Origin of the sequence: Aestuariivirga sp., assembly GCF_047602625.1 — a bacterium.
GTDB lineage: Bacteria > Pseudomonadota > Alphaproteobacteria > Rhizobiales > Aestuariivirgaceae > Aestuariivirga.
The window spans coordinates 1086266-1105042 of record NZ_JASGGV010000002.1; the positions used below are offsets into that span (position 1 = coordinate 1086266).

General features: G+C 57.2%; 16 protein-coding genes. 5 read left to right on the forward strand and 11 right to left on the reverse strand.

The features are described 5' to 3' along the window. The first annotated feature begins 809 nt into the window (after positions 1–809). Positions 810–1424 carry a hypothetical protein gene (locus QM694_RS10305; RefSeq protein ID WP_415006849.1) on the forward strand — a complete coding sequence of 205 codons (615 nt, stop codon included), beginning with the start codon at positions 810–812 and terminating at the stop codon, positions 1422–1424. Between the two features lie 520 nt (positions 1425–1944). Here QM694_RS10305 and QM694_RS10310 read toward each other — a convergent pair. The 4 genes from QM694_RS10310 to QM694_RS10325 all read right to left on the reverse strand — a co-directional run bounded on the left by QM694_RS10310 (position 1945) and on the right by QM694_RS10325 (position 6163). Then, the gene (locus tag QM694_RS10310) at positions 1945–2958 is read right to left on the reverse strand and encodes a hypothetical protein (RefSeq protein WP_415006850.1); all 1014 of its coding nucleotides are present in this window, start codon (positions 2956–2958) and stop codon (positions 1945–1947) included. Positions 2959–2988: 30 nt separating this feature from the next. Further along, a complete protein-coding gene (locus QM694_RS10315; protein ID WP_415006851.1) occupies positions 2989–3939 on the reverse strand; it encodes an HD domain-containing protein in 951 nt (316 codons plus the stop codon). Positions 3940–4640: 701 nt separating this feature from the next. Continuing rightward, a complete protein-coding gene (gene ltnD / locus QM694_RS10320) occupies positions 4641–5513 on the reverse strand; it encodes an L-threonate dehydrogenase (RefSeq protein ID WP_415006852.1) in 873 nt (290 codons plus the stop codon). Between the two features lie 149 nt (positions 5514–5662). Then, on the reverse strand, positions 5663–6163 hold the full coding sequence (locus QM694_RS10325) for a ferritin-like domain-containing protein (RefSeq protein WP_415006853.1): 501 nt from the start codon (positions 6161–6163) through the stop codon (positions 5663–5665). A gap of 141 nt (positions 6164–6304) precedes the next feature. Here QM694_RS10325 and QM694_RS10330 point away from each other — a divergent pair, with 141 nt between their 5' ends. Beyond that, positions 6305–7516 carry an NAD(P)/FAD-dependent oxidoreductase gene (locus QM694_RS10330; RefSeq protein ID WP_415006854.1) on the forward strand — a complete coding sequence of 404 codons (1212 nt, stop codon included), beginning with the start codon at positions 6305–6307 and terminating at the stop codon, positions 7514–7516. A gap of 54 nt (positions 7517–7570) precedes the next feature. Here QM694_RS10330 and QM694_RS10335 read toward each other — a convergent pair whose 3' ends face one another. The 6 genes from QM694_RS10335 to QM694_RS10360 all read right to left on the reverse strand — a co-directional run bounded on the left by QM694_RS10335 (position 7571) and on the right by QM694_RS10360 (position 14917). Then, entirely contained in the window at positions 7571–8497 is a 927-nt protein-coding gene (locus tag QM694_RS10335) for a DMT family transporter (protein ID WP_415006855.1), read from the reverse strand. Positions 8498–8607: 110 nt separating this feature from the next. Next, entirely contained in the window at positions 8608–10182 is a 1575-nt protein-coding gene (locus QM694_RS10340; RefSeq protein ID WP_415006856.1) for a glucan biosynthesis protein, read from the reverse strand. A 100-nt stretch (positions 10183–10282) separates the two neighbouring features. Continuing rightward, entirely contained in the window at positions 10283–11263 is a 981-nt protein-coding gene (locus tag QM694_RS10345) for an ABC transporter permease (RefSeq protein WP_415006857.1), read from the reverse strand. Next, positions 11263–12240: an ABC transporter permease gene (locus QM694_RS10350; protein ID WP_415006858.1), complete on the reverse strand. Its 978-nt coding sequence runs from the start codon at positions 12238–12240 to the stop codon at positions 11263–11265. The genes QM694_RS10345 and QM694_RS10350 overlap by 1 nt, the downstream gene beginning before the upstream one ends. Continuing rightward, the gene (locus QM694_RS10355) at positions 12237–13760 is read right to left on the reverse strand and encodes a sugar ABC transporter ATP-binding protein (RefSeq protein WP_415008605.1); all 1524 of its coding nucleotides are present in this window, start codon (positions 13758–13760) and stop codon (positions 12237–12239) included. Before QM694_RS10355 ends, QM694_RS10350 begins: the two co-directional genes overlap by 4 nt. Before the next feature lie 74 nt (positions 13761–13834). Continuing rightward, a complete protein-coding gene (locus QM694_RS10360) occupies positions 13835–14917 on the reverse strand; it encodes a sugar ABC transporter substrate-binding protein (protein WP_415008606.1) in 1083 nt (360 codons plus the stop codon). 220 nt (positions 14918–15137) lie between these two features. On the opposite strand from QM694_RS10360, the gene QM694_RS10365 reads away from it, so the two are divergent. Continuing rightward, positions 15138–16160 (forward strand): LacI family DNA-binding transcriptional regulator, encoded by a 1023-nt coding sequence (locus tag QM694_RS10365; protein WP_415006859.1) that lies wholly within the window; start codon positions 15138–15140, stop codon positions 16158–16160. Here the strand turns inward: QM694_RS10365 and QM694_RS10370 are convergent. Further along, on the reverse strand, positions 16157–16675 hold the full coding sequence (locus QM694_RS10370) for a TIGR00645 family protein (RefSeq protein ID WP_415006860.1): 519 nt from the start codon (positions 16673–16675) through the stop codon (positions 16157–16159). The genes QM694_RS10365 and QM694_RS10370 overlap by 4 nt on opposite strands. 102 nt (positions 16676–16777) lie before the next feature. Here QM694_RS10370 and QM694_RS10375 point away from each other — a divergent pair, with 102 nt between their 5' ends. Together QM694_RS10375 and QM694_RS10380 are read left to right on the forward strand one after the other, a co-directional pair. Beyond that, complete coding sequence (locus QM694_RS10375; protein WP_415006861.1) at positions 16778–17812, forward strand: trans-3-hydroxy-L-proline dehydratase; 1035 nt, start codon at positions 16778–16780, stop codon at positions 17810–17812. Then, a complete protein-coding gene (locus QM694_RS10380) occupies positions 17809–18720 on the forward strand; it encodes an SMP-30/gluconolactonase/LRE family protein (RefSeq protein ID WP_415006862.1) in 912 nt (303 codons plus the stop codon). The genes QM694_RS10375 and QM694_RS10380 overlap by 4 nt, the downstream gene beginning before the upstream one ends. Positions 18721–18777 lie beyond the last annotated feature (57 nt).

Consider the following 18777-nt stretch of genomic DNA (forward strand, 5'->3'; position numbering starts at 1 on the left):
ACTTTCCCCGAGCAATAGCGACCGCGCTTCAATCGAACCTGGGAACAACTCACCAGGCGGTGAAGACAATGATGCGGTGGACGGGCGCTTGCGAGCGAAGCGCGAAGCATTGGCTAGCAGGCACTCACGGGCCAAGCGGAGAACATTTAGCCCGTTTGGCAAAACATTCTGATGAGGTGTTGATGGTGTTTCTAAAGCTAGCGGGCCGCCAGCGAATTATCAAAGACCTGCGGCGTGCCGAAGCGAAGGAGTACTTGCTCGCTGCGCTCGCCTGCTTCGAGGACGCCGAGTAGAGGGTCTGCTGCGGTATTGGAGTGGGGCAATTTGGCTGCCAACCATTCGAAAGGAACATTGCATCAAACTCGCCAGCGGCAATCGCGGCTGGCACACCTTCTTCATTCAGGTTGAGGCTGTGGCAAGCAACATTACTTTCGCCCCCGCAGAGCGGGGCACCACGATCTGCGCGCCTCTGATTCGAGTGAAATCGACGCGGAAGCGCCAAAGTTTAATTATAATTGGCCAGAATCGCGATATCGGTAATCTGGCTTGGATGGGGTGATCTGGCGGATCTATTGACTGAGTGGATTTCTATAGTGCTGCCACAGAATTATTTGCTTCGTAACCACATCGTGGGGAATCTCGTCCAGCAATTCGATGCACCGCAGGAAAGCCACGAGGTCGCCCCAGAATGCTACTTAGCCTCAAGGCGGTCGTACAATCCGAGCAGTGTCTAGGATGTTATGAAGACCTCTATTCGGAAATTCGGGGGAAGATGTTAAATAGACGGCAACCAGATAGGATGAGTTTATATGCCAACAGACCTTTTGACTCTGCCAGCGGCGATCCAACTCGCTCTTGCCAGCGGATACGCTGCCTATTGTCTCGCTTATATCGGCATCAGAAAACATCACAAAAACATAGACACGACCTTTATAACATTGGTTTTTAGTTTGATTGCCACCTTGGTCTATGCAATTTTTCCAGAAAACGTGCATGCTATCTGGTCTATTGGCATCACATTTCTTGTAACTATTCTTTGTGGAGCGCTGTGGAGAAAATGGGGGCGAAGCGCGCTTCAATCTGTATTGCGCTCTTGCAACGTGTCTTGGGCAAACGATGATCCGACATCGCTTGACACCATAACGTCCAGCACCAAGTTCAATTTTACCCAAGTATCAGTTGAGATGAAAAATGGAACATGGCTTCAGTGCAATGAGGCAGAAAAATTTGTGACTTCACCACATGGCCCATTTACTATCGGCACTAATGGCGACATCGCCATGTATCTCACTCATGAACAGTCACCTGGCATGGATGACACTGAAGCGATAGACGTGAGGAGTCCAGATTGGGGCGATTGCATCACATACGTCCCTGCCGATCAGATTCAGAGGATTGCATTCAGATTAAAAGCGCGCCGCTAGAGAGCTAACGCCCTTTCGGGGAAGGAGGCCTGCTCTGATTTGTCGGGCTGGACGTCTTAGGGGTAACGCTACCGGTCTTTGGGGTAGCGCTCTTTTGAACGGTGTGGGTCTCTACCTTTACCGCCTTCGGTTTGAATGACTCAGTCAGGTGACGCCTACCGTCCCTATCTTTAGACATTAATTGCTCCTGTCAAAGAATGCCAAAATGATCGAGTAATTGATAACTTGGAATTTGGGAAGGTCAAGCTATTGACTTTCGCTTCTGCCAATGTCCGCTAAAATCGACTGACGGCTTGCGGTTCATAGCCAGCGCCGCCGCGCGCCGAATTCGATCACCATTGGGCGCTCGCTAGTTGTCCTCGCGCTACGCCGCTTCCTGTGCATAGTGGAACGCCTTGTCGAGTTTCCTAGGCCAATTGACCCCATGGTCGAAAGAGATAGAGTGCAACCCATGGGCAGCAATTCCGCTCTCAGCAAGTCCGGAACGCGTCCGGACACGATCATCGAAACTGTCGGCAGCCTACAACATGAACCAACCCATGATGCGAGAACGCATGCTAACCCCCAACTCCTCCATAATGGCCATGATTTCGGCGTGGATGAGATCGGAGTTGAATTTCATGGAAAGGAACGGGTTGGACAGTACCATCTCGTAGCGCTTTTCGTGATCGACTTTGGAAAGTGCCTTTCGATTTTCTTCCCGCGACATGAAATCGAGGAAGTACGCATAGCTTTCGAGCAACCGCCCTAACGCGAGGCGCTGCCCGTTGATTGACTGCGCAAGTCGCTCTACCGGGGGCTTCTCGAACGTGTCGAGGAGTGCATTTCGAAACTCATCGTCGCCTTGTGGATGCTGTTCCGCCAGCGAGCTCACCGCCATGATGTTGGAGAAAAACCAGACTTTTCGGCTATGCCGAAGCTTTACATTTCGGGTGCACCAGTCGAGCTGCTTCTCGTCAATCTTCGACTTATACTCGATGCATAACGTCTTGTAGTATCGGGAGATATCGTTGCAAAGCGACAGCACGTGACGCCCGCTGGTGCGTTCCTGATCTGCATAGGCGTCTAGCAACTTGGACCTGATGTCTCGCAGGCTGAGTCCGCCGCCCGCTTGAACACTTTCGGTCAGCAAAAGCACACGCTTTGTCAACTGGGCGCTTGAGTCGGAATCTCCGCCGATGCTCTCTGGGGCAATCAAATCACCGATAGTCGTCGGTTTCGTCAGTTCCTCGCCCTTCGACACCTTCGTCGCGAGAACATTTTTGATGCGTGCGCGAAGATCCTGATCAAACGGCGCATACTGAAGAAGCCGTGCTTCGTCTGCGGCGATCGGCACAAAGTCGATATCAGAGGCCTGAAGTGCCTCTCGCCTGCCAACCGAGCCGATCAAGACGAAGCACAGTCCTTTCTCGTCGATGCCCTTCTCGCTGAGAAAGTCACTCACGACATCTTTAACGCGAGCGACGAGGTTGTCCGAGTGTGTTTTGGCACGTTCAAAAATGTCCAGGTGTCGACCCTTGAGGCAGGCCTTCATGCCGCTTTCCATTTCCCCTCGCAGCCGTGACTAACTACTGCTCTTTACAAGGACGCCTGACAACTCGTCCACAGGGATTCCTTTCTTTAGAATCCGCTTCTTTCGATAGGGTTCTGAGATTGAATACTTGAGCGGTGATTTGTATCGAATAATTCCATTTGCCTTTCGGAGTCCTCGATCAAGCACCTTGCCGACTATCTCCTTTTCGGAAAGAGCCAAGGTTTCAGATAGCGACAGCCCAACGAAGAGGTCGCACACGGACCGAGACCAGTTTGACTCGAATTCGATGGTCTCGGCACGGTTGATGAAGCGGCTATAGATCGCACTCTTGCTGCGCCAGAACGACAGCGCATCTCTGGAGTATGCTTCTTTCAAGCGAACACCGGATACGAGATCCTGCTCCATCGCATCGGCGAACGTATCCGGGCGAGGAACATCTATCCCCACCACGCGTCCTGTTCGATGCATCCCTTCAAGCGTGTCGGGCGTAAGCGGCGAATGCAGCAGCTTATGCAGCACCGCGAGTTCGCTATCGAGACCGCCCGGCGATTTGCGGAACAGTTCCAGGAGCCGTCCGTGGTCAAGCCTCAGAGACTTGATAGGAAGATAAACGGACCAGACGTCGTCGAGACGACTATCACCAAAAATCATGAATTTGCGTAGATCGCTCGCCGACACTCCGGTCGACTCCGAGAAGGCCGCTTCGCCCGTGTGCGAAAGGGGCCATGTTGCTATATCGTGCAACAATCCCCACGCCATCGCATATTTCACGACCTGGTCAGGAAGTCCCATCGCGGTTGTCATTCGCGCCGCCAGGAGCGCTACCTTGAAACTGTGGTGGGCCCGGCTCTGGTCTTTGCCAGTATTTGCTCGAGCGAGCGGATGCTTCTCAACGATCGCAAAGGCAGGCGACAGAATGCCAAGAAAAGTCGCGTGTCTCAGACGCTTGAAGGCCGCCGACTGGACGACAGGCAGCGCCATAGCTAAAAAATCCGGGACTGCAATTTGCCTGTCTCTTGACGTCATAGGAGCGACAACTTCGACCTCTCTTTAAGAACACGGCTCAAACCGTCCATATCATCCAATATAGCACTCAAGTCGACAAGAAGCCATATTCTCTTGGCAAATCAACCATAATATGGTGGTACTACATCTCTTTTGAAGCGAGTTATCGTCCTTCACCTTGAATTTTGCAACGGCAAGGGGGATTGAACAGCCGAACTGAACAGTGGTGTCCAAATCCCCATTTTCCGTCTGTGGCAGGCAAGCCGCCGCTGGAACGAAAACGCTTGTACGGCGAGCTTGGCGCGCTTCTCTAGCAGGGCTGGCAAAGCATAGGTGTTCATGCCGCCAATCTAGGCGGCGGCAGTCAGGAGTTCTTCTGGCGTTTTCGCCGCAATACGGTGACTTTACAGGGGAGCAGGTCATGGCTGCACGCGGGCTGCATGTTCCTTGTGCCACAATTTGAAACGAGGCGTCTTGGCTGGCAACCATTCGAAATAATCATGGCATCAAAACAGTCTTCGCCGTCACGTTTCAATTGAGGTCCGATGACGGCGAACGGATGTCAAGCGAAGTATTTGATTTAAAATATTTTTCGCTTCGTAATGATGGGGTCGCGTGTTCGAGTCACGCAAGCGGCACCAGCTTTTCAGATAATCACAATAGCGAGTGCCGGATGGTCAGTCCGCTTGCTCCATGCCCGGCAGCGTCAATCCTGTGAGTTTGGCCAGAAGCCGCGCCACGGAACTGTCATCGTCACGTCCCATGCCAGCCGCTTCGGTCATGATAAACAGTTGAAGCGCGGCGCTGGCGATCGGCAGCGGAAACTTCTGTTTGCGCCCGATGTCGGATACGATTCCCAGATCCTTGGTAAAAATTGAAACGGCGCTTTTCGGCGCATAGTCGCCGTCCAGCACGTGGGGAATACGGTTTTCAAACATCCAGCTGTTGCCGGCTGACTTGGTAATCACATCGAAGACGCGGGAAATATCAAGATCAAGACTCTTGGCAAATGTGATCGCCTCGCACGCAGCGGCAATGTGCACGCCCGCCAAGAGCTGGTTAACGATCTTGAATGAAGAGCCAATGCCCGCCTGGTCACCGAGTTCATAGATTGTAGCCGCCATGTCATTCATGACAGAGCGTGCGGCGGCAAAGGCGGCCGCCGAACCCGACGCCATGAATGTCAACTCGCCTTTGGCGGCACGAACAGCGCCGCCACTGATCGGCCCATCCACGTAGAGCAGGCCTTTTTCTTCTGCGCGGCGGGCAAAATCTTTTGCTTCAGCCGGTCCTACCGTTGCACAGGATATGATGACCGTTCCCGGTGCCATCGCAGCGGCGGCGCCATCCACACCGAACAGGACAGACTCCGTTTGAACTGCATTCACCACCACGACGACGACAACTCCGGGATGGCTTCCCACATCTTGCAGCGTCTTGCACACGAGGCCACCCGCCGCACGGAAAGCGTTGAGGGCGGCGGGATTGACGTCAAAACCATAGACAGTGCGGCCGGCTCTTAGTAGCGCGCACGCCATGCCAAGCCCCATCGAGCCGAGCCCGATCACGCCGACGTCAACCCTCTTATCCGCCATCTCAAATCCCCCTCGACCGGCGGGACTATATCAGAAGGCGGTTCCCTCTCAATGCAGCGAGATTAGCCTGCGCCTGATGAACAGACGCAGGCTCAGAAACATGTTCAGGCAGCCTGCGCTTCGATATTGACAATCGAAACAGCAAGCTTCGTGAGATTATCGTTGGTATGCTTTTCCTCCTGAAGCGTTTCATCAAGCACCGAGACAGCATCATTGATGCCGAGTTCCTCGGCCCAGCACTTCAGAGTGCCATAACGCGAAATTTCATAGTGCTCTACGGCTTGAGCGACGGCCAGCAAGGCGGCGTCGAGTGCAGGATTTCCCTTGTACTCTTCAATCAGGCCCGCGCCTTCCTTGACGATTCCCATAATGGCGTCGCAGGTTTTTGCCTGCGGTTTTGCACCGATAATGGAAAACACTTCTTCCAGCCGCGCAACATGCTGCTCCGTCTGCGCGTGATGTTCCTCGAAGGCCGTCTTGAGCTGATCATCCGTCGCCGCTTTTGCCATTTTCGGAAGCGTCGCGAGGATCTTCTTCTCCGCGAAATACACGTCCTTCAACGTGTCGTGAAACAATGTTTTCAGCGTCTTTTCCTTGGCCGGCATCACATCCCTCCCGGGTTATGGGGTAAAATTTCAAGATTGGGGCCGCGCGAACACGGCTTGGCGTGTCAAACCCCTGTGTCGCCAACTGGTTCCGGTTATTTCCGATGGAACCACGAACTCTTTGTTACGTTTTGTCCACCCATGGCGCTCACAAAAAAACACACTTTGAAACAAGGCACGCCATTATGGCTCGCCACGCGGCAGAAGCCGCTGCTACAAGCCACCGCCATGGTCCCCAAAACCGATGTCGTCATCATTGGCACTGGCGTATCTGGTGCATTGATGGGAGATGCATTGTTGCAGGCCGGCTACACGGTGACAGCCGTGGACCGGCGCGCCATCATGAGCGGGTCCACGCCCGCCAGCACGGCTCTGCTACAGTCCGAACTGGACAAGCCTTTGACTGAACTGCAGCGGCGTTTGGGAAAATCAACTGCAGCCCGGGTGTGGTGGCGGTCTGCGGAGGCAGTAAAAGGTCTCGAGGCGCGCATAGAAGACCTCGGCATTGCATGCGAATATCGGCGGCGGACAACGCTCTATTTGCCGGGAAACATTCTCGATTCGGAGGGGCTTGAAGCCGAATGCGCCGCCCGGGCCGCAATCGGGTTGAGATCGCAGTATATCGGGGCAAAGGAACTCGCCCGCATATACGGATTTCACAAGCGCGGCGCAATCGTAAGCGCCGGGAATGCTGAGGCAGACCCGGCAAAGCTGGTGTCAGGGCTATGGCGCTCGTTCCTTCGCCGGGGAGGCAGGCTTGTGCAGAACAATGAGATTGTCCGCATGGATGAGTCCAGATCAGCGGTCAGGTTGATGACGGCTAAGGGCCAGCGTATCCATGCCAAATATGCGGTGTTTTGCACGGGATATGAAGTGCTCAAGGGCATACAGCCGAGGGGGTACAAGGTTATTTCCACCTGGGTTCTGGCGACCAAACAGCAAAGCCGCAAACTGTGGCCAACGCGCAGCCTCATCTGGGAGGCAGCGGACCCTTATCTCTACCTGCGTACGACGGCAGACGGCCGGATCATTGCGGGTGGAGAAGATGAATCCTTTGCGGACGAGGAAAAACGCAATGCCTTGACTGCCCGGAAGATCAAAACCATCGCGGCAAAGGCAAGAAAATTATGGCCCACCGCCGATTTTACGCCTGAATTTCAATGGAGCGGATGTTTCGGAGAGAGCCCCACCAGCCTGCCGGCGATTGGTCTCGTGCCGGGAATGACGCGCTGCTATGCAGTTTTGGGCTTTGGCGGAAACGGCATCACCTTCAGCATGCTGGCTGCGCAACTGGTGTCGCGTCATATACAGGGATTGAAAGACCCCGACGCCGAACTGTTCGCTTTGAGTTGATCTGGTCAGCAGCCTCAGTCATTCACCCCGGGGCAGATTGAACAGGTTTCAATCTCAAACCGTAGCTTCGATCGGTTCTGCCAGCTTCGGATTGGAACGCGCGGCGATGAGGCATCCAGCAATGATAAGGGCGGCGCCGAGAATCGTCAGCCATTCGACACTTTCGCCAAAGAAATACCAGCCCAGCGCCATCGCCCAGACGAAGGCCGAATACTCCGTCGGGATCAGATATTGCGCCTCGGCTCGCGCGTAAGCCCAACTCATGAGATATTGCCCGCCAAGTGAAAGCGCCGTTACCGCCACAAGTGGAAGCCATTGATGAACCGGCAGCGCAGCCGCGAGCCAGGGTGCCGGGAGGATAAAGAAAAACGAAAGCGCCAGATTCTGAAAGAACATGATTTCCGCTGGCTTGGCGAGCAGGGCCTGCTTGCGCGCCAGAATGAGGTTATAGGCATAGAACAGGGTGGAGATAAGGATCGAGGCGGTTCCCCACAGCGTTTCAGATGAGAAATGCGCCTCGCCGAATTGCCCGGCGGTGATGATCACCACGCCCACGAGGCCAGCGAGTGAAGCCCAGATGGCTTGCCGCCGGATTTTTTCACCGAGCAGGAGCGCCGCCAAAAACAGTGCCGCAAGCGGGGCGATAAAGCTCAGGCCAATGGCCTCAGCCAGCGGAAGCCTGGCAAGCCCCCAGAAAAATGTCAGCAGCACGGCGCCCACGATCACGGCGCGCAGAATATGCAGCTTCAGCACTGGCATGGCAGGCCATACCCGCGGCCCCACGCCCCAACCCACAGCGGAAACCGCAGTCGCAAGAAAGCTTCGCCACAGCACGGTATTATAAACGCCGACCCCAAGCACCAGCGTCTTCATCGCCGCATCCATTGCGGACAATACCAAAATCGCCAGCGCACATACGAGAACCGGCAGCATCGGCGAGACGGTTGCAATCTCACTCTTTGTCTTTGCGGAAATAGACATGGAGACTCGTTTCAACGGGGAAGAACAAGGCTACCCCGGAATATGTGTGCAAACCAGACAACCGCTTTGAAGTGCCCCAGTGCGGAGAGCATGGCAGACCGGAGACTTTGTTATGATTTCTGCATCTGTTCCGGAAAATGCTGCCACAGCCATGTTTCCGTAAGTGCCTCGCCATCCTTGCTGCGCAGGAAGGCGCGGAGATCGACCGGAGCATCACCATCCGCCTTGAGGTCGAAGAACATCCGCCACATGGTGGTGCCGACAATCGGCAGGGCATAAGGGTTGATAATCTCCCCGCGCGATGCGGTAATGGCGGGAACAGCGGGATTTTTCGTCTGGGTACGCGATGCGAGGTCGCCGCCATCGAAATCGATCACATATTTGGCATTTTTTTCACGCTCGTCACGCACGCCGGGCAGGCCGCCGCGGCCGCGCCGCGTCGCCACAACATGCCCGGCCCGAACCGGGAACGGCTCCAGCGCCGTCCAATGCAACCGGTAGTCGAACGCAAATGAGTCGCCCGCCCGCACAGGATTGCGCGGCACCCAGTAGACGGCGATGTTGTCCTGCACTTCGTCATCGGTTGGAATTTCAACGAGTTGCACCTCGCCCTCGCCCCAGGTGCCTTTGGGTTCCACCCACACACTGGGGCGGCGGTCGTAGAACACGCCGTCATCCTGATAATGCGTGAAATCGCGGTCGCGCTGCAAAAGGCCGAAGCCTTTGGGGTTGGTATCAAGGAACGAATTGGTCATCACGCGCGGCGGATCGTTCAGCGGCCGCCAGATGCGCTCGCCGACGCCCGTCCACAGCGCCAGACCTTCTGAATCGTGGATCTGCGGCCGCCAGTCCGAGCCGTTGCGCTGGTTCACCTCCGAATACCAGAACATGCTGGTGAGCGGCGCCACGCCCAGCCGCGCAATGTCGGTGCGCGCGAAGAGACGGCATTGCACGTCCATCAGCACCTGCTTCGGATTGGACGCATCGATGCGGAACGCGCCGGTAATGCTGGGGCCCTCCAGCAGCGCATGGATGACGAGGCTGTTTTCCTGCTCTTCGAGATGGAAGGTGGTGAAGCGGGGAAATTCCTCCGCCACCGGCATGGCGGTATCAATAGCGATGCCGCGCACCGACATGCCGTATTGCGCCAGTTCCCCGGATGAACGGAAATAGCTGGCGCCCAGAAACGCCAGCCAGTCGATCGGCCCCTGCCGGTTCATCACCCGAAAGCCGGCGAATCCAAGATCAGGCGGGAGCTTGCTGGCAATGGGTTTGGCTTTGGGCCCATAGGTGAAGAGATCGGGATCATAAATGACTTCGCGCGCCTGGCCGCCTTCGACCATATAGATGCGCACCGGCTGCTTGAAATAGCGCCCCAGGTGAAACAACCGAACAGGATAGGCTTCGCCTTCCCAGAGTGTATCTTCCGGCTTGTAGGCGATCTGCTGATAGGCATCGAAATCGATGTCCTGCAGCCTATCGGCAGCCCGCACTGGAGCTTGCACGAATGGCTTTGCGGCGAGGTCTTTCGCCTGTGCGACCAACGTGTCAAATGAGAAAGCCTGTGCCTCACCGAGCTTAAGTCCAGGCGGTGTGGTAGCAATCGCGCTCCCGGAAATGCCTGCCGAAAGTCCGCCAGCAAGGGCAGACAGCAGGAGGTGGCGGCGGGAGAAGGTCGTCGTCATGGCAGCATCACAGCTATTGGCGGGAAGCGCCTCCGATAGACCAGCTTGGAGCCGCGGGCAACCCTAAGACGTCCCCGGTAATTCGACACTGGAACCAGCGTCACGCCGCCTTTTGCCGTCCGTAAAGCAGCAGCATCGCCACGATCACGGCACCATAGATCAACTGCCGCCCCGCCTCCTCGATCTGCATCACCGAAAGAATCGATTGCAGCAGGGTGATAAGGATGGCACCGGCGACAGTGCCGAGATAGGAACCGCGCCCACCGAGCACATGCGTGCCGCCCAGCACCACGGCAGCGATAGCAGGCAGCAGATAGGCGTCGCCCATCGACTGCGCGGCCTTCGACGCATAACCCGCCAGCAACACGCCGCCAAAGGCGCTGAGCGCGCCCGACATCACAAAAGCGATCATCACCACCCGACGCGTATTGATGCCGGAGAGAAACGCCGCACGCTCCCGGTTGCCAATGCCATAGACAGCCCGTCCGAAGGTCGTGCGGGTGAGCAGGAACACCGCACCCGCGCCGACAATCACCCACATCAACACGCCATTGGGAATGCCAGGAATGAGAGAGCCCGTCGCCAGATAGCGCATGGCAGGCGATGCCGTATCCTGCGGCGAGAAGCCGCCCGTGTAGACCACCATAAGCCCTTGCGTCACCGCATTGGTGGCAAGCGTGATGATCATTGACGGTATTCGCAAATAGGCCGTGGCAAAACCGTTCACCAGACCGATCAAGCCACCGCACAAAATTCCAAATGGGATGGCGAGGATGGCACCGGTCATGCCATGGCTCGCGGCGGCACAGGCCATCATCGCCCCGGCCGTCACCACCCAGGGAACCGAAAGGTCGATCTGCCCGAGCAGGATCACCAGCATCATGCCGGTGGCGATCACGGCCAGGAACGACGCCACCTTCAACTGCTGCAGAAGATAGGCAGGCGACAGGAAGTTCCGTGAATAAAGAGCGCCCACCAAGAGCAGCAAAATGATGCAGCCAAAAGCAATCAGCACCGCCGGATCGATCTTCTGCAGGCGTTTTGGCAGCACACGCTCAATCACCGATGTTTCGCTGCTCATCAGAACCAATCCAGTTTGTTGCGCACCCGCAGCAGGCCAAACGCCCCGATCGACACCGCAAACATCAGCACCACACCCTGGAACAGCGGTTGCCACAGCGGGTCAAAATCGAACACGAACAGAAGATCACCGATGGTGCGGAAGGCCAGCGCGCCAAACACAGCGCCAATGGCGCTGCCGCGTCCTCCCATCAGCGACACCCCGCCCAAAACGACAGCGGCGATCGAGAATAGCGTATAGGTGTTGCCGCTCGCATAGGCCGCTTCGCCCGTATAGGAGAAGAAGGTGAGGTAAAGGCCGCCGATTGCCGAGAGCAGGCCCGACAGCACATAGGCCGTGAACTTCGCCATCTTGACCGGCATGCCGGACATATAGGCGGCATTTTCAGACGAACCCGCCGCATAGGCCGCGCGCCCGATTACCGAACGGCTGTAGGGAATCCAAACGATCAGGATCACCGCCAGCAAGGTGATAAAACTGATGGGAATGACGCCAAACGCCTTGCCGGTCATGAAATCAGCCAGTGTTTCATTCACCGACCCGCCCGGGAACGGCCGGAGAAACAGCGCGATCCCGAAGAACATGGCACCCGTGGCAATGGTGGTGACGATGGGTTGCAGCCGGCCGAAAATCACGATGAGGCCATTCAAGGCGCCGCAGGCAGACCCCGCAAGCAGCACGCCGACGATGCCCAGCGTTGTCTCAAGGCCTGTTCCGAGAACGATCCATGACGCCAGGCAATTGCATAGCGTGAGGATCATGCCGACGGAAAGATCAATACCCGCCGTGATGATGACGAGCGATTGCGCCATCGCCACAAAGGCCAACAGCGTCGCCTTGTTTGCGGCTGTTTGCACGACATTGGCTGTGAAACCGGCGGGATGGTTGCTCACATAGATGATGAACATGAACACAAAAGTGGCGGCCGCCATCAGCGTACTCTTGTTCTCCGCCAGCCAGAAGCGCCAGTCCTTCATGCATGCGCTCCTTCGCCGATGTTGAGCGCGCTCGAAATCAGCGCATGCTCCGTGATGGCGCTGCCTTCGAGCTCCCGCACGATGGAGCCGTCATACATGACGAGGACACGATCGCAGCAGCCGATCAGTTCATCATAGTCGGTGGAATAGAAAAGAATGGCGACACCTGAATCGGCCAGCCTGCGCAGCAGCGTGTAAATCTCCTGCTTGGTGCCGACATCGATGCCGCGCGTTGGATCGTTCAGCAGCACGATGCGCGGACCGTTCATAAGCCACTTGGCGATCACCACCTTCTGCTGATTGCCGCCCGAGAGAGAGGACACAGGAAGATCGGGGCTTGCCACCTTGATCGACAGCAGATCAATCATTTCCTTGATGCGCGCACTCTCGCGCTGCCGGTCGATGATGCCGCGCGACGACACGGTGCCAAGCGCCGAGAAACAGAGGTTCTCGCCAATGCTCATCGGCAGCATCAGCCCTTCCGTCTTGCGATCCTCGGGGATCAGAGCCATGCCGATCCCTGCCTGCTTGGCTTTCGAAGGATCGCGCAGGGTCTCCGGCTTGCCGTTGATTTCGACGCTGCCCGTCACCCCCCGCAAGACGCCAAACAGCGCCAGCAGCAATTCGCGCTGCCCCTGCCCGTCCAGGCCGCCAAGCCCGATCACCTCTCCGGGATGGAGTGCAAGCGAAATGTCATTGAGCGTTCCGGCCCATGACAAATTCTTGCAGGCAAGCGCCGGCGTTCCGCCGGGGGCTGCTTGCGGCTTGGGCGGAAACACATTGCGGTATTCCCGCCCGATCATCAGTTCCACGACTTCCGTATCGGTCTTGGTGCCTGCCTTGTAGGTGGCGATCTTGCGGCCGTTGCGGAACACCGTGCAATGATCAGCCAGTTCGGCGATTTCATGCATGCGGTGGGAGATATAAATGAGCGCCGTTCCGTTATCACGAAGGCGCTTGATTACCGAAAAGACCTTTTCGACATCAGCCGCCGTCAAAGCCGATGTCGCCTCGTCAAAAATGAGCACGCGCGGCTTCCGCGCCAAGGCCTTGGCAATTTCCACCATCTGGCGGCGAGAGAGAGAAAGGTCCTTCACCAGTGCCAATGGATGAATATCGGAGGCACCGGCATCAGCAAGAGCATGTTCAGCAAGTTTGCGCTGTGCCGTGCGGTCAATCAGGCCAAACCGCTTTGGCGGATCGGAGATCCCGATATTGTCCGCTACTGGCAGATCGGGAATAAGGGATAACTCCTGAAACACGCAGACGATCCCCGCCGCATTGGCGGCAGCCGGCGTGGCGAATGAAACCTGCCTGCCATCCAGCGTGATCGTGCCCTCATCCGGCGTCACGACGCCGGACATGACCTTGATGAGCGTGGATTTGCCAGCACCATTTTCTCCCAGCACGGCATGAATGCTGCCGGGCATGATCTCCAGATCGGCATCTTTCAGCGCCAGCACACCGCCATAGCGCTTCGAGATACCCTTCATTGTCAGGATCGGCTGGCCTTGCACCATCATCCCCTTGTATGGGCGTTCAGACAAACGTACCGCGGGCAGGATGTGCCCGCGGTACGCCAGAGGACCGACGGTTACTGGTTATCCTTGTTCTGCCCCATGATTTCCTGCGCCGTGAAATTGATGCCGCAGGTGGGGAAGGAATTGCCCACGAAGAAGTTGTCGGACTGATCGGGATAGTAATCCTGTCCCGCCTTGAAGTTGGGATCCTCGACGATCGCCGTCGGCAGTTTCACCGCCTGCGGCACCACATTGCCTTCCAGTGCCGCGATGGCGACCTTGATGGCCACGGCAACCTGGGCAGGGCCGGTGCCCGCGGACGAGCACTTTAAGCCTTCCGCCGCATGGGCTGCGCAGAATTTCCGGAAGCCGTTTTCTGTTTCACCGCCAAATGGCGCGAAAGGATGCTTGGCGTCGATCATCGCCTGTACCACGCCAGTGTCGCCGCCCTGCGCGGTGAAGCCGTCAAACGGGCCATTTGTGGCGATGGCATCGGCCGTCACCTTCTGCGCCACGCCGTCATCCCACTTGCCCACAACTTCCGTCACTTCGAACTTTTTGCCGGACGCATCAAGCGTTTCATGGATGCCGTTGTGGCGGTCGGTATCTACCGAGGTGCCGGCCACGCCGCGCACTTCCAAAACCTTGCCGCCGTTCGGCAGATGGCTCACCAGCCAGTTGCCCCACAACACGCCGAGGCCCTTCTGGTCCACGTTCACGTTGATGGCATCCGTCGAATCGAGAATATTGTCGAAAGCCACCAGAACCACACCCGCTTCCTTGGCGCGCTTGATGACGGGGCCGAATGCCGTCGGGTTCTGGGCGTTCACAACAATCGCGTCATAGCCCGCGTCGATGAAATTGTTGATGGCGGAAATCTGCGCCGGGACGTCTTCGCCAGTCGAAACGACCTTGAATTCCTTCAGCTTGGCGGCAACATCCGGCTGCGCGGCATAGGCTTTCGCCGTCTGGATCATCTGAATGCGCCAGGTGTTGGCGATATAGCCATTGGCGAGTGCGATCCGGTAAGGGCCTTCCTTTTTCGGATATTGCAGGAATTTGGTGTCAGCGGACCACGGCACCATGCAGGTGGCGTCCGTGGCAGGTCCGGCAACGACATCCACCGCCGAAGCGGTTGTCGATAGCCCGGCATACATGGAAAGGGCGATCCCTGCGGACAGGGCATAGGTCATCCGGCGCATAGATTTCATCGAAATTCCTCCCAGTGTCTGCCGGATCATTCCAGGCAGAAAGCCGCGCTCCCGGTTTCTCCGGTTATTGACGCGAGCAGCGGAACGTTATCAGAAATGATTGCGCTGTCAATCAGCCCCGGTTTCACTTAACATGTTGCGGCGCGGCAAGAAATTGGCAGTCGCAATGGCAAGAAAAGCACCGGCAAGACGCATCACGCTTGAAGATGTGGCGAGACTGGCGAAAGTCAGCCCCATCACGGTATCGCGCGCGCTCCGCACCCCCGAATCCGTATCAGACGGATTGCGAAAACGCATTGATGGCGCGGTGATGAAACTCGGCTATGTGCCGAATGCCGCGGCGAGCCGTCTTGCGTCAAATCGTTCGCATTCAATCGGCGTGATCGTGCCGACGCTCTACAATGTCATTTTCGCCGAGTACCTGCAGGCGCTGCACGAAATTTTTCTCCCGGCCGGATTTCAGGTGATCGTCGTCAACAGCCGCTATTCAACGGAAGAAGAAGAAAATGCCGTACGCGCGCTTCTCGGCCAGCGTGTGGAAGCCGTAATCGTCGTTGGCGTCGATCACTCGCCCCTCGCCCGCAGACTCCTGCAACAATCGCACGTTCCTGTCATCGAGACATTCCAGATCAGCCCCGATCCTATCGGCATCAACATTGGACTCGATCACAGGCGTGCCGGCGCAGATGCCACCCATTGCCTGATCGCTTGCGGGTTTCGCCGCGTGGGCTTCCTGTTGGGCCAGCACGACATGCGCGCCGTAGAAAGACTTGCCGGCTATCGCGAAGCAATGTCGGATGCGGATTTGCCAGCCGATGGCCTTGTGATGTCCATTCCGCAAACAAGTTCCATCACGCTGGGCGCGCGCATCATGTCATCATTTCTTGCCATCGGAAAGCCGCCAGAGGCTGTGTTTTGCATCGATGACAATCTGGCGCTGGGCGCCATGCAGGAATGCCGGCGCGTCGGCATGCGGGTGCCGGATGACATTTCCATTCTTGGCTTTCACGATCTGGAATTCGCTGCCTATGCGTCCCCATCCCTTTCCACGGTTTACACCAACCGCTATGAAATGGGGAAACGCGCGGCGGAAGTTGCGCTCGGGCTCATCGCATCGAACAAACGCGGCAATCCTGACGTGATTAATGTTGGCTATCGCATCGTCACGCGCGAGAGTACGCCTGCCTAGTGCTCGTCGCCCTTGTCTTTTTTCGTCTGCGCCATGATCCTATCGATGTAGGCAAGGAACAGGGCAGAAACCACGAAGGTCAGATGCATTAGCGTCAGCCACATCAGCTGCTGCGTGGTGTATTGCGCCACGTTGAGAAACACCTGCAGAAGATGGATCGATGATATCGCCACGATTGTCGAGGCAACCTTGATCTTGAGCGACGACGCATCGATCTTGCCGAGCCATGACAGTTCATTCTCGGCATTGTCGAAGCGGCTGACAAAATTTTCATAGCCTGAAATGATGACCATGACGACGAGCGACGCCACGAGACCCGCGTCGATCAGCGCCAGCATGCGGAGAATGGTGTCTGTATCTTCCAGCGCGAAAAGATCATTCATGAACAGGTAGAGCTTCTTCACGAACGATACGGCATAGAGCGCCAGCGCCACAGCGAGGCCCAGATAAAACACCACGAGAAGCCAGCGCGAGGCGAGAATGATTGATTCGATAAATTGTTCGAGCTTTTTCATGGCAATCAAGAATATGCAATGACACGAGGCAGCGCAACAGTCTGGCACCCCTTGCGGGCCTCGGTTCGGCACGGCAAAAGTGACCACGCTTGAGGGGGTCAAATGCGCAGCAGCAAAGCAATTCAGATTGTCGGTTGTCATGCCGAAGGTGAGGTGGGTGACGTGATCATCGGCGGCGTGACACCGCCTCCTGGAGATACAATCTGGGAGCAGTCGCGCTTCATCGCGCGAGACGGAACGTTGCGTGCCTTCGTGCTGAATGAGCCGCGTGGCGGCGTGTTTCGGCATGTCAATCTTCTTGTGCCGCCGAAGAATCCGAAAGCTCAGATGGCGTTCATCATCATGGAGCCGGAGGACACGCCGCCCATGTCCGGCTCCAACACCATCTGCGTGGCAACCGTTTTGCTCGATAGCGGCATCATTCCCATGCAGGAGCCTGAGACCCAAATAGTTCTTGAAGCGCCCGCGGGCCTCGTCGAAATCACCGCGCGTTGTGAAAACGGCAAGGCGCAGTCAATCACGCTGCGCAATGTGCCCGCCTTCGCGGACCGGCTTCAGGTGCCACTTGAGGTTGAAGGTATGGGCACCGTCACGGTGGATACGGCATTCGGCGGTGACAGCTTTGTGATGGCCGATGGAAAATCGCTCGGCTTCGCCATGACGCCGGACGAGGCGCGCGACATAGCACTCATGGGCCGCCGGTTGGTGAAGGCCGGAAACGAGCAGTTGGGCTTCAGCCACCCCACCCTCCCTGACTGGAGCCATTATTCCTTTGCCTTCATCACCGGCCCGCTTGAAACTGTGGATGGCCTGCTATCCAGCCGCAATGCCTGCGTGATCAGGCCGGGCAAGCTGGACCGGTCTCCCACCGGCACGGGCTGTTCGGCGCTGATGGCGGTGCTGCACGCGAAAGGATTGATGAAAACAGGTGACCGCTTCATAGGCCGCTCCGTCATCGAAAGCCGCTTCTTCGGGCAGATCGAGGCCGAAACCACTGTTGGTGGCAAACCTGCCATCGTCCCCCTGATCACCGGCCGCGCCTGGATCACCGGCAATTCCACCCTTCTGCTCGATCCCGATGATCCTTACCCCAATGGCTATCGCATTTCCGATACATGGCCCGTGGAGCCCGCATGACCATCTACAACATTCCCGTCACCTGCATTGCCGATACGCGCGACAAGTTGGGAGAAGGCTGCCTGTGGGATGCCATGGGCGGATTTCTCTGGTGGCTCGATATCATCGTCCCCTCCCGTATTCACCGCTTGCATGTCGAGACGGGCGCGCTCCGCACCTGGCATTTCAATGAAATGATTGGCGCCATGGCGAAACGGCGTGACGGCACGCTGTTGGTGGGCGCGCATCGGGGGTTGAATATCTTTGATCCCACGACCGGCGCCATGACCCATTGGACAACGCTCGAACCGCATCGTCCCTTCAATCGAGGCAATGATGGCGCGTGCGATGCGAAGGGCCGTTTCTGGTTCGGCACCATGATGAACAATGTCGGTGAAAGCGGCGCTGACCTTCCGATCACCGATGCCACCGGCGCGCTCTTCCGGATTGACGCCCACGGCGCGGCCACGGAAGTGGCCTCCGGCATTGGTGTATCCAACGGCCCCTGCTGGTCACCCGACAACAGGATATTCTATTTCAGCGACAGTCGCGCCCAGGCTATCTGGGCCTATGATTTCGATCTGGAAGCGGGAGCGCTGTCAAACAGGCGAATCCTCAATGACAGCAAGGACTACGGCTATCCCGACGGCGCCACCATCGATGCCGATGGCTGTATATGGAGCGCGCGATGGGAAGGTTCCTGCGTACTGCGCATCGATCCCAAGGGCCGCATCGACCGCGTGGTGCCAATCCCCGCAAAGCGGCCCACCAATGTCTGTTTCGGCGGTGCGCGGCTCGATACGCTCTACGTCACCTCGGCGCGCCTCCATGTGCCGGAGGAGGAATTGGCTCGAAACCCTCTGCAGGGCGGCGTCTTTTGTTTCAATCCGCACGTAAGGGGATTTGAAAAACCCGGCTTTGCCGGCTGACCCTTCCCGTTTCATTTGTCACACAATATAACGCCGCATCGGCAACCGGAGCAGAAA

Excerpts from the sequence above, each read along its gene's own strand:
- QM694_RS10375 (WP_415006861.1), top strand. The coding sequence starts at position 16,778 with ATGCGCAGCAGCAAAGCAATTCAGATTGTCGGTTGTCATGCCGAAGGT.
- QM694_RS10360 (WP_415008606.1), bottom strand. The coding sequence starts at position 14,917 with ATGTATGCCGGGCTATCGACAACCGCTTCGGCGGTGGATGTCGTTGCC.
- QM694_RS10380 (WP_415006862.1), top strand. The coding sequence starts at position 17,809 with ATGACCATCTACAACATTCCCGTCACCTGCATTGCCGATACGCGCGAC.
- QM694_RS10325 (WP_415006853.1), bottom strand. The coding sequence starts at position 6,163 with ATGCCGGCCAAGGAAAAGACGCTGAAAACATTGTTTCACGACACGTTG.
- QM694_RS10370 (WP_415006860.1), bottom strand. The coding sequence starts at position 16,675 with ATGAAAAAGCTCGAACAATTTATCGAATCAATCATTCTCGCCTCGCGC.
- QM694_RS10315 (WP_415006851.1), bottom strand. The coding sequence starts at position 3,939 with ATGGCGCTGCCTGTCGTCCAGTCGGCGGCCTTCAAGCGTCTGAGACAC.
- QM694_RS10310 (WP_415006850.1), bottom strand. The coding sequence starts at position 2,958 with ATGAAGGCCTGCCTCAAGGGTCGACACCTGGACATTTTTGAACGTGCC.
- QM694_RS10335 (WP_415006855.1), bottom strand. The coding sequence starts at position 8,497 with ATGTCTATTTCCGCAAAGACAAAGAGTGAGATTGCAACCGTCTCGCCG.
- QM694_RS10365 (WP_415006859.1), top strand. The coding sequence starts at position 15,138 with ATGGCAAGAAAAGCACCGGCAAGACGCATCACGCTTGAAGATGTGGCG.
- QM694_RS10355 (WP_415008605.1), bottom strand. The coding sequence starts at position 13,760 with ATGGTGCAAGGCCAGCCGATCCTGACAATGAAGGGTATCTCGAAGCGC.
- QM694_RS10330 (WP_415006854.1), top strand. The coding sequence starts at position 6,305 with ATGGCGCTCACAAAAAAACACACTTTGAAACAAGGCACGCCATTATGG.
- QM694_RS10345 (WP_415006857.1), bottom strand. The coding sequence starts at position 11,263 with ATGAGCAGCGAAACATCGGTGATTGAGCGTGTGCTGCCAAAACGCCTG.
- ltnD (WP_415006852.1), bottom strand. The coding sequence starts at position 5,513 with ATGGGGCTTGGCATGGCGTGCGCGCTACTAAGAGCCGGCCGCACTGTC.
- QM694_RS10340 (WP_415006856.1), bottom strand. The coding sequence starts at position 10,182 with ATGACGACGACCTTCTCCCGCCGCCACCTCCTGCTGTCTGCCCTTGCT.
- QM694_RS10305 (WP_415006849.1), top strand. The coding sequence starts at position 810 with ATGCCAACAGACCTTTTGACTCTGCCAGCGGCGATCCAACTCGCTCTT.
- QM694_RS10350 (WP_415006858.1), bottom strand. The coding sequence starts at position 12,240 with ATGAAGGACTGGCGCTTCTGGCTGGCGGAGAACAAGAGTACGCTGATG.